The organism is Kitasatospora sp. NPDC051984, from assembly GCF_044593455.1.
Classification (GTDB): Bacteria; Actinomycetota; Actinomycetes; order Streptomycetales; family Streptomycetaceae; genus Kitasatospora.
Genome location: NZ_JBIUCB010000037.1, coordinates 32,632 through 45,488, shown reverse-complemented (window position 1 = coordinate 45,488; position 12,857 = coordinate 32,632). Strand labels below are relative to the sequence as shown.

Sequence of the window (12,857 nt, the reverse complement as noted above, 5' to 3'; positions counted from 1 at the left end):
GCAGACCAGCGGATGCCCCACACCCACCCACCGGCCAACCCCCCACGAACCTCCGAAACGATCACACTCGCATCGGCCGGTGGATTCGGGCTGAGCGGACCGGACGCACGACCCCCCCAGACCGCGCGCCGGGCCCCGCCACCGCGCCCTGCCCGCCGCCGCCATGCCCGGTGCCCGCCCGCCGGGCCTGGTCCCGCCCGAGCCTCCTGGACGGCCGTCAGGCCACCGCTCCGTCCCGGCCGTCCAGGCTCGCACCCCCGTCGCGGGGGGCCGCCGGGCGTCCGCCGGACCGTCCGCTGCGCCCCGGCCGTCCAGGCCCGCATCCCCGCCGCGGGGGGCCGCCGGGGGGCCGCCGGACCGTCCGCTGCCCCCGCGCGCCGGGCCCCCGCCGCCGCCCTGCCCGGTGCCGCCATGCCCGTGCCCGCGCGCCGGGCCTGGTCCCGCCCGAGCCTCCTGGACGGCCGCCGGACCGTCCGCTGCGTCCCTGCCGTTCAGGCTCGCACCCCTGCCGCGGGGGGCCGCCGGGTGTCCGCCGGACCGTCCGCTGCGCCCGCGCGCCTTGCAGCCCCCGCGTGCCTTGCCGCCCCCGCGCGCCTTCCCGCCCTCGCGCCGTGACGACCGCCGCCGTCGGGGCCGGGAAAGGGGCGCCCGCGGTCCTACTGGCCCTGGCCGGCGCTTCCCATCGGGCCGATCTTCACCGGGGACCCGCCGCCGTCCGTGACGGGCAGTGAGGCGGCGCCGGGCCAGGGCAGGGTGACGGACTGGGTCTCGTCCGGCGGGGTCACCACCAGGCCGGTGATCCGGACACCGGAGCCGCCCGAGGTGTTGGCCGGGTAGCTGATGCCGAAGTAGGTCGACTTGCCGGCCGCCACGACACCCGCGACGACCGGTTCGCCGGAACGCTTCGCGGACAGCGTGCCCGCGGAGGTCTTCAGATCGACGCCCGCGTATCCGGACAGCGTGCAGTCCTTGCCGCCGCGGTTCTTCAGCTCGACCACGACGGTGTTGTCGGCGTCACCGGTGATGGTGCGGTCCGCGGCGGTGATGGCCAGGTCCGCGGTCCGGCACTTGCCGGCCTTCCCGGCCCCGGCCGGCGCGGTGGCGGGCGGCGTACTGCGGCCGCCCGGCCCGCCGGAGACCGGCCCGCCGCTGGGGGAGGCGCCGGTGGACGCGGCCGGAGCGGCGGTCGGGGCGCCTTGCGCGCCGCCCGCCTCCTCGTCGCTCTGGCAGGCGGTGAGTGAGAAGGCGGCAGCAGCAACAGTCAGGGCGGCGACGGCGAACTTGCGGACACGCATGGTGTTTTCCTCCGGATCGGACGGCGGTGCCCGGGCCCTCGGCACGAGCGGGTTTCCGAGGACCACCACCGCCCTCCCGGACGAACCGTTCCACCCGCACCACTCCCAGGACAGTGCTGTGACACACACACCTGGACATCCCCGCGCCACACCGTGCCGCACCCCGCCGTCGACCTGCCCGGACACCGCCCCGCACCACCACGCACACCGCCCGCACCACCACCGGCCGCCGGTACGGACCCGTGACCCGGACGGCCTTGACCACAGACCGCGACAACCCCGCCCGCCAGGCCCGGGCCCGCGCCCCGCCCGGCCCGGCCGGGGCGGGCCGGCCGACCGTCAGGCTTCGCGCGGGCGGGTTCCGGGTCGCTGCCGGGCGGCCCGGAGCGAGTGCTCATGGCGCTGCCGGGGAACCAACCGTCCCCGAGACGACGAACGGAGGCAGGGCGATGCCCGAGTGGCAGGGAGGGGGCGCCGACCCCGGCACGGCCGAGCTCACCACCGCAACAGCGGAGAACGAGCCCGCCCAGGCCGAGGAGCGCCCCGCCGCCGATCCCGCGACGGACACCGCCGAGCAGACCGACAACGGCACAAGCACACCGACCAGTTGACACGCCGCCAACCTGCGCAGAACCGGCCGCCCTCCGCAGACCGGCCGCCACGCCACCCGCCAGGCACCGCAACCGCCGCCCGGACAGCAGCCGCCAACCCAGGCACCGGCCACGCAGCGCCCTCGGAACCGCCGGCACCGCCGGAACCGCCGGTGCCGCGCCCTCCCGGACGGCGGCCGCCTCCGGCCGCGGTGCCGGGCCACCCCGCTGCGCCAGGAGCCGCCGGCCGCACCCGTTCCCGGTTCCTGCGTTGCCGCGGGTGGGGACCGCCACAGGACAGATACGCCCGCTGGCCGTAGGTGAGAGCGGGTGAGGACACGAAGCCCGCTTTGGTCATGGCGCAGGGGGCGTCGGCGCGGTAGCTGGTCGTGCCGCGGTGAACGACACCGTCCGCGCCCTGCTCACCCCCCACGGCTTCGACCTGCTGCGCCACCCGACCGGCCGCCTGGCCAGGGCCCTGCGGGTGGCCGACAGCACGTGCGAGTGGACACCGGCCGTCCCGGTCCGCCTGTACGCGGCCGGCGCGGACGAGCAGGCGGCCACCGCCAACACCGACCACTGCGAGGTGTGCGAGTGGACACCGGCCGTCCCGGTCCGCCTGTACGCGGCCGGCGCGGACGAGCAGGCGGCCACCGCCAACACCGGCCACTGCGAGGCCGTCCTGCGCTCGCACGGGGCGAGCGCCGAGGTCGTCGGCCTCGGCGCCCCCGACTTCGCCGGCTCCAGGCACCTCGGCTCCAACGTCGCTGCGACGGCGGCCATCGTCCGCTGGTTCGGCCAACTGCCCTGAGTACCGCCGGTCTTGACCACTGCCCGCGCTCTTCCGATCCGGCCCCGGCGGGGGCGGGGTCCGGCCGGGTGCCTAGGGTGCGGTCATGGCTGTCCCCGAGATCATTCCCATCGCCCACGAGCCGGACTACCGGACGAGTACCGTCGGCCGTTTCCGTGACGGCCAGTTCCTGGCGTCGATCACCTACGCGCTGCCCGAGGGGTTCGCGAGGGGGGACGGCCGGCAGGAGCACAAGAGGCTCTTCGTCGTGGTCCACACGTTCGGCCATGACGGGCACCACCGGGAGTCCGACATCTGGTGCGCCGGTACCTGGGCGGAGCAGATGGAACGCCCGCACGGCGAGCGTTCCGTGGTGGCCCGGGCGGAAGCGCGGCTGGCCGCCGCCCTCGCCGGCCTCGCGGAGCGCGAGTACGGCGACATCGCGATCCGCCCGTTCCGCGTCACCGTCGACGGTGTGCTCTTCGGCCTCGTCACGGAATGCCACGCCGATGACGCGGACGGCGAGGAGGACTGGGCCGAGCTGTATCCCGACGGGCTGGGGTTCTCGGCCCCGTGGAACGGCGGGTACGACACCTGACGGACGGGACGCGCGCGGCCCTCAGGCGTCCGGCAGCGGGGCGTGCGGCAGGGCGAGGGGTGTCGGCGGCGTTCGTCCTCGCCACGGCGGGCATCGTCTACGGCAACCGTCCGGGTGACCGAGACGTGGTGCTGGTGTCTGACCCGGGGTCACGAACCCGTTCCCGCGCTGGCGGTGGCCACCCGCTCCGTGTGGGCCGTCGTGCTCGTTGCGCTGCTGGTGTTCGGCGCGGTGCTCTCTTTCCTGCCGCGCGGCCGGTGGTATCTGCTGCCGGTGCTGTTCGCCGTTGCCGCGGTGCTGACCTGGCTGTACGTGGTCGCCGATGGGATCGCCCGCCCCGTTGCGGCCGGGTGATCCCGAGGAGGCCGCGTGCTGGACCGTGCCGGCTTTTCCTTTCCTCGGTTGAGCCGTTCTCGAAGTCGCCCGGCGCCACCCGGTCCGGTCCGGCGCCACCCGGTCCGGTCCGGCGCCACCCGGTCCGGTCCGGCGGCACCCGGTCCGGTCCGGCGCCACCCGGTCCGGTCCGGTCCGGCCCGGTTCGGCGGCACGCCGAAGCCCCGTCGGGCGGAGGCGACTTGGAGAGGTCACCTGCCCGACGGGGCTTCGGCGCGTACCGCTGCGGCCCGGGCGGTCGGTGTCACACCGCCGTGGCCCGCGCACTCACTAGATCACCCTGTGGCCGGGGTGTGCCGGTGTCGTGCCGGGGGTGCTCAGAAGTGGATCATCCACTGGAACTCGGACGACGAGCCGACGTGGACGTGGCTGCGGGTGCCGTAGCCGAGGGGGTTGTTCCAGTTGTATTCCTCGACGTCGAAGGAGCCGTCGGAGTAGACGGCGTTGACGTAGGCGACGTGGCCGTAGGAGCCGTGGATGTCGTTGACGGCGATGGAGCCGACGGTGGGGGTGGTGTCGACGGAGATGCCGAGGCGGCGGGCGGCGTCGTCCCAGGTGTTGGCGTTGCCCCAGGTGGTGCCGCCGTAGGAGTTGGTGAAGTTCGGGACGCCGAGACGGCTGGCGATGCGGTACGCCGCGAAGGCGGTGCAGTTGTTGGCGGCGAAGCCGCGGGTGCCGTGGTCGAAGTCGTCGGTGGGGGACTGGTTGGAGCCGCCGCCGCTGCTGAGGAACTGGTGGGAGGCGTTGTTGTTCTTCAGGGTGGTGTTGAGGTTGCCCTTGGCGCCGGGGGCGAAGTCCTGGCTGGCGCCGCCGAAGTTGCTGTTGTAGTAGACGCGGACGGTCTGCCCGGTGCGGTTCCACACCGACGCGGCGTTGTTCTTGACGCAGACGCCCTGGCCGTTGCCGGCGCCCTTGAACTCGTAGCAGGACGGCTGGGTGGCGCCGTAGTCGCCGAGGGAGCCGCTGAAGTCGGAGATCGAGCCCGCGTTGTCGCTGTTGTAGTAGTAGCAGAACTCCCCGGCGTCGCAGACTCCGTCGCGGGACGCGGCGAACGCGGTGCCGGAGGTGGCGCCGACGAGGGGAAGGGCCATGGCCAGTGCGGTGCCGGCGACGGCGAGCGTGGTGCGTATGTTCTTCAAGGCTCTCTCTTTTCGTGGCGTGTCATCGACGGGCGCTCCGGTCGTGCCGGGGCGGCGCTCCGGTCGTGCTCCGGTCGTGCTGGGGTGGTGCCGGGGTGGTGCTTCGGTCGTGCTCCGGTCGTGCTGGGGTGGTGCCGGGGTGGTGCTTCGGCGGCGCTCCGGTCGTGCTGGGGTGGTGCTTCGGCGGCGAACGCGGTGCCGGAGGTGGTGCTTCGGCGGGTGCTCCGGTCGTGCTGGGGTGGTGCCGGGGTGGTGCCGTGCGCGTCAGTGGGTGCGCTGGTACTGCTCCCAGGTCTGGATGGGGATGCGGGGGCCGTCGTCGGCGCCGTGGTTGGCCAGGCCGTTGAGGCCGAGGTAGTAGTCACCGGTCTGGTTCTGGGCCTGGGTGGCCAGGTCGGTGTCGCTGATCGCCGCGGCGTGGATGTGCCACGGCCAGTTGCCCTGGGTGGGGTTGCGGACCCAGGCGGCGAATCCGACCTGGCGCAGTGCCTGGGCGACGGCGGTGCGGGTGCTGGCGGACATGCCGTCGACGTTGATGTCCACGACGCCGCCGCCGTCGTGGGTGCCGGCGGAGGTGGGATCGCCGCCGGGGTTGTAGGAGCCCTGGTCGAGGGTCAGGTGGGTGCCGCCCAGGAGGCGTTCGGCCTCGGTGAGCATGTTCTGGGTGCGGGTGTTGACGGTGTATCCGTCGCGCTGCAGCTTCGCGCCGGGCCCGATCTGGTGGGTGAGGGTGAAGCGGCCCTGCCCGAGCGCGGTGAGGGAGGTGGTGCCGGGCAGCCCGTTGGCGTCCAGGCCGCTGAAGCCGAGGGAGCGCTGGAAGGCGGCGTAGGCGGAGATGGTGGTGGTGCCGAAGTAGCCGTCGACCCAGCGGGCGTCGAGGAGGCCGCGGGCCTGCAGTGCCTGCTCGACGGCCAGGACCGAGTCGTGGGCGCCCGGGGTCTGCGTGCTGTCGGCGCGTCGGGGGTCGATCTGGGCGGCCAGCACGGTGGCTTCCATGTCCACCACGGGCAGGACGGCGGCGGTGGCCGCGGGTGCCTCGGTGGGGGGCGGGGTCGCGGCGTGGGCCTGTGCGGCGCTCAGCACCAGGCCGCTCAGGACGGCGATGGCCGTGAGCAGTCGGGTGGCGGCGTTTCGGGTCTTGATGACGGATGCCATGCGGTGCTTCCTTCTGGTTCGGTGGAGGGTCGGCCCCCGTCCCGTTGCCGGGCGGCGGGCGGGTGGGGCTGCGGCGGAGGGCTCCCGGCCGTGGTGGCGCCCGGTCGCGCCGCCGGCCGGTGCGGCCGTCGCCGTCGCCGGCGTGGTGGCCGGCGTGGTGGCCGATGCGGTCGCTGGCGCGGTCGCCGCGCGGAAGGGCGGCGCCGGGGCGGGTGCGCTTCCGCGCTGCCCCGGCGCGGCCGGGCGACCGGTACGGGTGCCGGTGCCGGTGCCGGTTCGGCGGTCAGTACGGCCCGGGGGGCGTGACCGGCTCCGGGGGCGTGACCGGCTCCGGGGAAGGGGCCGGACCGCCGGCGGCAGCCGTTTCGGGACCGGGCCCGCGGTGGTGGCCGCGGGCCGGACGGGTCAGCAGCGGACGTCGGTCTTGGCGACGACCTCGTTGCCGTAGGGGAGGGGGCCGGTGCCGTTCCAGCCCATGCCCTGGGTGCACTCCGACAGGGTGTCGGCGCCGGACGACCAGATCTCCACCATGTTGGAGTTGCACTGGACGTCGCGGACGGTGGTGCCGGTGAGGATGGACGTGCACGCGTCCCAGCTGCTGTGGGTGTCGCGGTAGCCCTGCCACACGTACAGGTAGGAGTAGTTCTTGCCGCAGCCCTTGTACTGCTTCACCGACGCCATCGTCTGCCCGCCGACGTTGAGGTAGGCGGTGGTGCCGATCTGCGTGACGCTGCCACAGCTGGCCGCGAGGGCGCTGGGGGCGGCGGAGGCATTGGGGGCGGTGGTGGCGTTGGCGGCCCCGGGAATGGCGACGAGCATCGGCACGGCGAGGGCCGCGACGGCAGCGATCTTGGCGAAAACGCGCATGGCGAACAACCTGCTTTCAGGGAAAGGGAATTGGGGGGAGGTGCCCTTGGCCGCGGCCAGGGCGCTGGAATGGGGCTTTGGGGGCGCGGACAGGCCGCACCGCCCGGTTCCCGGCACCGCGCCGACGGGACGCTCCGGTGCCGGGACGGGTCACGTGACACCGCCCCGCCCCGCCCCGCCGGCGCGGACCGGCCGGGGACCTCGGGGCGTGCGGACATTCGGCGGGGTGGGCCGGGGCGCGGGTGACCACCGCGCCGGCCACCGGGGGCCCCGCGGTCGGGTGCGTGTCGTGTCCGGGCGGACGTCAGGTGTCCGGCCGGTCCGGGGTGTCCGGCCGGTCCGGGGTGTCTGGCCGGTCCGGGGTGTCCGGACCGAGGCGGGCAGGCGGTCGCCGGTCTCCCGGCGCGAGTGCGCTCACGCGGACAGGGAGCCGTGGGCCCGGCCGGGGGAGGTCTTACGTGAGGACGAGGAACCAGCCGCGCAGGGCCGGCGCGTGCCGCAGAGCGCGTTCGCAGACGCGGCGCAGGTTCGCGGTCGCCGCTTGCGGAGTGTCCGCGATGATCGCGGCGGCGATGCCGTACTGATTGAGGTCGACACGGGCGCGGACGTGCTCCACCCGGTCCTCGGGCCGGCTGTGGACCCAGATCAGATCGGTGACCGCCTCAGCCGTCAACTGAGAGGGCGCCGGGCCGAGACAGATGAGCGTCACCGCGACCAGGTGCACGGAACCCGGTCATCTCTGCGCGGGCGGCGCGGGGGTGACGACGTCCCAGTCGAAACCCGTGGAGGCGGCAGTGCGCGGGGCCGGGCGATCGGCGACGACGCCGCCCGCGACGACGCCGCCCGCGGCGGCGGAGCCCAGGCCGACGGTGAATGCGACGATCAATCCAGTGCAAACGATACGTATTGAGTGGGCCACGACTGCTCTCTCCTCATTCATAACCATGCTGTGCCCGTGCGCGGTTCGCGGAACTCGTCCCGGTTTCTGTGCGATTTCCGCTCTTGGGGAAGATCCTGCCGTCCGGCCAAGGCGATGTCACGGCCGCAGAGGTGGCACGAAGTAGCTCGGCACCTAAGTGCCAGATCATTTCGTCCGCGAAAAGCGTTGCGCCCCCACCGCCGGACGCCGATGATGATCATCGACACGGGGAGGGCGGCGCGGTGTTGCAAGCACTCGGACTGAACGCACTGACGGAGAGCGTCTACAGAGCCCTGCTGGCAGACCCGGACGGGGGAGTCGAGCAGATCGCCACCACCCTGCACCTGTCCGAGGCAGAGGTACGCGAAGCACTCGACGAACTACTGGAACTGACGCTACTGCGGCCCGCGGCCGACTCCCGCACCCTGCGCGCCGTCAGCCCGGAAGTCGGACTGACCAGGCTGCTCGCCCGCAACCAGAACCAACTGCTCTTCCGCCAGCAGCAATTGGAGAACGCCCGGACCGCGATCGAAGCCCTTTCCGCCGAGTACACCGACCGGCGCACCGACGACGAGATGGTCGTGCGACTGGACTCCCTCGAAGCCGTCCGCGACCGCCTCGAGGAACTCGCGGCCACCGCCACCGAGGAATGCCTGTCCCTGATGCGCGGAGGAGCCGTCCGCCCCGATTCCATCCAGGCCGGCAAACACCCCAACCGACTGGCACTGGAACGCGGAGTGGCCATCCGCAGCATCTTCCAGGACAGCTTCCGCAACGACCCCGACACCCTGCGCTACGCCCGATGGCTGGCCGATCTCGGCGGCCAGACACGAACCGTGCCCGTACTGCCGATGCGACTGGTGATCGTCGACCGCAGCATCGCCCTGATCCCGAGCGACCCCGGCGACGGCCGCCGCGGCGCACTGGAACTGCACGGCCAGGCCCTCGTCCAGCCCCTGCGCGCACTGTTCGACGAACTCTGGCGCAACGGAGCCGACTTCGGCCAGCCCGCCCCCCGCGACGACCAGGACCTCACCGGCTCCGAACGCGCCCTGCTGCAACTCCTCGGCGACGGCCACACCGACGAGTCCGCCGCCCGCAGACTGGGCCTGTCCCTGCGGACAGTACGCCGCATGATGCAAGACCTGATGAACCGCCTGGGCGCCGAAAGCCGCTTCCAGGCAGGCGCCCAGGCCGCCCGCAACGACTGGCTGTGACCCCGCACCACCCGCACCCACCCGGCCAGGCCCCGCACCACCCCACCCCACCCCACCCGAGCCCCGGCCGGTGGCCACCCCCACCCCCACCGCGGCTGCGCCCCCCAGGGCCACCACCGGGTCGGCCCCGCCCGCCCCTGCCGCCGAGCACCAGACCGCCACCCCGGCCGTTCCCACCGCCCGGAGAGTCTCAGCCGAGCGGCGCGCCCATGTCTCACCTGAGTGCCGCGCGAGGTCGTGTGATCGTGCAGTTCGGATGGGGTTGCCGAGTGGGAGCAGGCACTGGAGCAGCAGTTCCGGCTCATCGGCCGCTGGTGCGGCGCCCAGGTGTGGGCGAAGCAGGGCGACCCCGTCGAGGCGTTCCACGCCGCCCGTGCCGAGGCCGCGCGGAAGTCGAACGCCCAGCCGCTGCCGCCCGAGGAGCGGACGAAGAACACGGACATCGCGCTGCACCCCTGACCGCCCACACCACCACCACGGCCCGCCTTCGACGACCCCTCGCACCAGGCCCCCGAACCGCCCTCCGCACACCGAACCGCCCCCGCCGAGGGGCCACCACCGGCCCCGACGGCGGGGGCCGGCCGTGACCCACCAGGTACAGCGGTGGCCCTGCCCGGACCGCCGCGGCTCCCACCTCCCCGGAGTGTCCGCAGCGGCCGGCAGCCCCGCGGGTGGCTTTGTTCACGGGAACGGACAGCAGATGCTCACCACTTCGGGAGGCACCCGAGCAGCCGGCGGAAATCGAACTGCTCGCGAGTTGCGACAGTGCCCGGTTACTGGCTCAAGCCCACCAGTCGTTGCCTGACTGCCAGTGCGCGACCCACTCGGCGAAGCCCCAGGCCTCGGCGCCGGGCACCGGGATTGCGCCGACATCGGACACCATCCAGACCTCACCGCGACGGGGCCCTGCCGTCACCAGCAGCCAGAACGACTGGCCGTCGTCGGAGCCGAGAACAACCGACCCGTGCGTGAACACGGCATCGATGCGTGGATCGTCGGCATCGACGTTCTCGTCGTCCTCCCAGGGCCAGGCAGCCTCCAGGGGAAACGGTTCGCCCGGCAGGCGGGGCCCCAGGTCTGGCCAGCTCGCGGGGAGCCATCCCAGCGGTTGGAGACCGCCGTCTTCGGCCGGTCCCAGGCTGCTGCCGTTGCTGATCTCGGCGATGAAGGTCCGGTAGGGCTCCGGAAGCGTCACACCGTTCTCGGTTTCCCACTTCGCAACGCCCTCATCTCCCAGCGCCGGCTCCCGCCACTCCGGCGCGAACGCGGAACGCAGGGCAGCGAGTGCGGTCTCATCGGGGCGCCGATCACACGTGTTGGTCACGGGAAGATATTCACAGAGGCAGCCGACATCTGATCTTGCACTCCGATGCCCACGGGCGTGCTGCCAGTTCTCATGAACATCGAACAGGCGCCGAGCGCGGTGCCTCCCGAAGCGGTGAGCATCTGCTGTCCATTCTCGGGTTCTGGTCCAACTTCTGTGGTGTGCCTACTGTCTGTGACCGTTGATCTTGCTGGCGCGTCCCCCGAGATCGTCTGGAAACGGCCGGTGACGGCGGCGTTCAGGCAGATGGTTCTGGGCCATGCGCGAGGTACTGCTCCGGCTGGAAGAGCTGCTCTTCCTGTCGGCTTCGGAGATCAGGGTGGTGTCGGTGCAGGACGACGGCGAGGTGATCCGAGTCGGTGTCCGATCCCGGACGGCCAAGGCTCGCTGCCCGGGCTGCGGAAGCTGGTCGGAGCGGGTGCACGGCTCCTACCTGCGGTTTCCCGCTGATCTTCCTGTGGCGGGACGGCGAGTGGTCCTGCGGCTGCGGGTCCGGCGGTTCACGTGCGAGGACGCCTCATGCGAGCGGCGAACGTTCGTTGAGCAGGTCACGGGCCTGACCCGCCGACACAGCCAGCGGACCGAACGAATGCGGTCGGCGCTGGCCGAGGTCGGCCTCGCCCTGGCCGGCCGCGCCGGCGCCCGGCTGGCCGACGTCTTCGGGGCCAGGGCCAGCCGGAACACGGTCCTGCGACTGGTCGGCGCACTCCCGGAACCCCAGCCACGGACCCCGCGGGTGGTCGGCGTCGACGAGTACGCGATGCGCAAGGGTCGTGTCTACGGGACCGTGCTGGTCGACGTCGAGACCCGCCGACCAGTTGACCTACTGCCGAATCGCGAGGCGGGCACGGTCGCGGCCTGGCTGGCCGAACACCCGGGGATCGAGGTCGTCTGCCGCGACCGCGCTCCGTTCTTCGCCGAGGGCGCCAGCATCGGGGCACCCACTGCCGTCCAGGTTGCCGACCGTTTCCACCTCTGGCGCAACCTCGGCGAAGCCGCCGAGCGGTGCATCTCCCGCCACCGCTCATGCCTGCGCGCGACCACCGCCGAGGCGGCCCCGGAGAAGGCAGGGGGCCAGGCGCCGGCGGACGGCGGCTCGCCATGGCCCACCGGGCACCGGTTCGCCGACCGCACCCGCGCCAAGCACACCACCGTCCACGCTCTGCTGGCCGCCGGCCACAGTCGACGTTCCATCCAGCGCCAGCTCGGCATGACCTACCGCACCGTCCAACGGCTGGCAGACGCTGCGAGACCGGAAGATCTTTTCCAGGGACAGTGGCAGAACCGCAGGACCAAGCTCGACGACTTCAAGCCCTACCTGAACGAGCGATGGGCTGAGGGCTGTACGAACGCCTGGACACTCTGGGAAGAGATCAAGTCGCACGGCTACGCTGGCGGCTACGGAGCCGTCCGCGCCTACCTCCAACCGTTTCGCACCTCCCCGACCACACCGGCCGCCCGAACACCGTCGCCGCGGACCGTCGCCGGGTGGATCCTGACCCACCCCGACACCTTGCCGGAGAGCGAGCACCTGAAGCTCAAGTCCGTGCTGGCCAGCTGCCCTGAACTGGAGGCCCTCACCGGGCACGTGCGCGAGTTCGGGAAGATGCTCACCCAGCTCCAGGGTGACCAACTCCCGCAGTGGATCAAGGCGGTCCGCGCCGACGACCTGCCCAGCCTCCACACCTTCGTCAACGGTCTCGAACGGGATCTCGCCGCTGTCACCGCCGGCCTGACGCTGCCGTGGAGCTCCGGCGTCGTCGAAGGCCACGTCAACCGGATCAAAATGATCAAGCGCCAGATGTACGGACGGGCTGGCTTCAACCTGCTGCGGAAACGTGTCCTGCTCGCTTCATAACGCCGCTGTCGGTCGCCGGTGCCATGATCACCACACAGAGATGTGAGGAGAACGCCATGGGCACCTGGGGCACTGGTCCATTCGACAACGACACCGCTGCGGATTTCGCCAACGCCCTCGACGATGCCGGGGCCGAGGAACGCGAAGCCCTGATCCGTGGCGTCCTCGCCCGCACCATCGACGCGACTGGCTATCTCAGCGAAGCGGAGGAGGCGGTCGGGGCAGCGGCCGTGCTGGCCTCGCAGTGCCCGGCCGGCCAACCAATCGATACAGGCTACGGCCCGGAGACACCCATGCCGGAGTTCCCCACCGATCTTCGGATACTTGCCGCTGAAGCACTCACTCGCATCGCCGCTGACGACTCCGGATTGGTATCGAACTGGGTGGAATCTGGCGACGCACACCGCTGGCTCGCCATGGTTACCGCACTTCGCGCGGTGCTTGACCCACCGCCGCCTTCAATCGACATCCCGCTCTTCGACCTCGAAACCTAACGCAGCGTCACAGATCACAGAAGTTGGACCAGAACCCATTCTCGTGAACAGAACCAGGCGGGTGCGCGGCCCGGCAACCCGCCCGCCCGGCGGCACGAGCCGTCAGCGCCGGACGGGAACCGGACCCACAGCGCTTCCCGCCCGGTGCCCGGACGCGCGTTCGTCCGGCCGCCGACCGCACCGACCGCCGACGTCCCCCGCGCCCGCACCCGTGTCGG

At 72.6% G+C, this 12,857-nt stretch carries 15 protein-coding genes; 8 read left to right on the top strand and 7 right to left on the bottom strand.

Going from position 1 to position 12,857, the window contains the following annotated elements:
• Positions 1-656: 656 nt before the first annotated feature.
• On the bottom strand, positions 657-1,295 hold the full coding sequence (locus ACIHEI_RS35255) for a DUF4232 domain-containing protein (protein WP_396609635.1): 639 nt from the start codon (positions 1,293-1,295) through the stop codon (positions 657-659).
• Positions 1,296-1,744: 449 nt separating this feature from the next.
• Between ACIHEI_RS35255 and ACIHEI_RS35250 the strand changes: the two genes are divergently transcribed.
• The 4 genes from ACIHEI_RS35250 to ACIHEI_RS35235 all read left to right on the top strand — a co-directional run bounded on the left by ACIHEI_RS35250 (position 1,745) and on the right by ACIHEI_RS35235 (position 3,627).
• Positions 1,745-1,906, top strand: coding sequence for a hypothetical protein (locus ACIHEI_RS35250; RefSeq protein WP_396609634.1), 162 nt, complete (start codon positions 1,745-1,747; stop codon positions 1,904-1,906).
• A 376-nt stretch (positions 1,907-2,282) separates the two neighbouring features.
• A complete protein-coding gene (locus ACIHEI_RS35245) occupies positions 2,283-2,696 on the top strand; it encodes a hypothetical protein (RefSeq protein WP_396609633.1) in 414 nt (137 codons plus the stop codon).
• Positions 2,697-2,781: 85 nt separating this feature from the next.
• Positions 2,782-3,273 carry a hypothetical protein gene (locus ACIHEI_RS35240; protein WP_396609632.1) on the top strand — a complete coding sequence of 164 codons (492 nt, stop codon included), beginning with the start codon at positions 2,782-2,784 and terminating at the stop codon, positions 3,271-3,273.
• Positions 3,274-3,387: 114 nt separating this feature from the next.
• Positions 3,388-3,627: a hypothetical protein gene (locus ACIHEI_RS35235; RefSeq protein ID WP_396609631.1), complete on the top strand. Its 240-nt coding sequence runs from the start codon at positions 3,388-3,390 to the stop codon at positions 3,625-3,627.
• A 356-nt stretch (positions 3,628-3,983) separates the two neighbouring features.
• Here ACIHEI_RS35235 and ACIHEI_RS35230 read toward each other — a convergent pair whose 3' ends face one another.
• The 5 genes from ACIHEI_RS35230 to ACIHEI_RS35210 form a co-directional block, all read right to left on the bottom strand.
• Positions 3,984-4,805, bottom strand: coding sequence for a CHAP domain-containing protein (locus ACIHEI_RS35230; RefSeq protein WP_387641946.1), 822 nt, complete (start codon positions 4,803-4,805; stop codon positions 3,984-3,986).
• A 264-nt stretch (positions 4,806-5,069) separates the two neighbouring features.
• Positions 5,070-5,960, bottom strand: coding sequence for a peptidoglycan-binding protein (locus tag ACIHEI_RS35225; protein WP_396609630.1), 891 nt, complete (start codon positions 5,958-5,960; stop codon positions 5,070-5,072).
• A 405-nt stretch (positions 5,961-6,365) separates the two neighbouring features.
• Entirely contained in the window at positions 6,366-6,827 is a 462-nt protein-coding gene (locus ACIHEI_RS35220; protein WP_387641951.1) for a hypothetical protein, read from the bottom strand.
• Between the two features lie 454 nt (positions 6,828-7,281).
• Entirely contained in the window at positions 7,282-7,551 is a 270-nt protein-coding gene (locus tag ACIHEI_RS35215) for a hypothetical protein (RefSeq protein ID WP_396609629.1), read from the bottom strand.
• A gap of 9 nt (positions 7,552-7,560) precedes the next feature.
• Positions 7,561-7,713, bottom strand: a complete 153-nt coding sequence (locus ACIHEI_RS35210) for a hypothetical protein (RefSeq protein WP_392954213.1) — start codon at positions 7,711-7,713, stop codon at positions 7,561-7,563.
• Positions 7,714-7,988: 275 nt separating this feature from the next.
• Between ACIHEI_RS35210 and ACIHEI_RS35205 the strand changes: the two genes are divergently transcribed.
• Positions 7,989-8,963, top strand: coding sequence for a LuxR C-terminal-related transcriptional regulator (locus ACIHEI_RS35205; RefSeq protein WP_396609628.1), 975 nt, complete (start codon positions 7,989-7,991; stop codon positions 8,961-8,963).
• Positions 8,964-9,290: 327 nt separating this feature from the next.
• Entirely contained in the window at positions 9,291-9,422 is a 132-nt protein-coding gene (locus ACIHEI_RS35200; RefSeq protein ID WP_396609627.1) for a hypothetical protein, read from the top strand.
• 322 nt (positions 9,423-9,744) lie between these two features.
• On the opposite strand, the gene ACIHEI_RS35195 is transcribed toward ACIHEI_RS35200, so the two are convergent.
• Positions 9,745-10,287: an SMI1/KNR4 family protein gene (locus tag ACIHEI_RS35195; protein WP_396609626.1), complete on the bottom strand. Its 543-nt coding sequence runs from the start codon at positions 10,285-10,287 to the stop codon at positions 9,745-9,747.
• A gap of 259 nt (positions 10,288-10,546) precedes the next feature.
• Here ACIHEI_RS35195 and ACIHEI_RS35190 point away from each other — a divergent pair, with 259 nt between their 5' ends.
• Positions 10,547-12,145: an ISL3 family transposase gene (locus ACIHEI_RS35190; RefSeq protein ID WP_396609625.1), complete on the top strand. Its 1,599-nt coding sequence runs from the start codon at positions 10,547-10,549 to the stop codon at positions 12,143-12,145.
• Between the two features lie 56 nt (positions 12,146-12,201).
• Entirely contained in the window at positions 12,202-12,639 is a 438-nt protein-coding gene (locus tag ACIHEI_RS35185) for a DUF4259 domain-containing protein (protein WP_396609624.1), read from the top strand.
• The last annotated feature ends 218 nt before the right edge of the window (positions 12,640-12,857 follow it).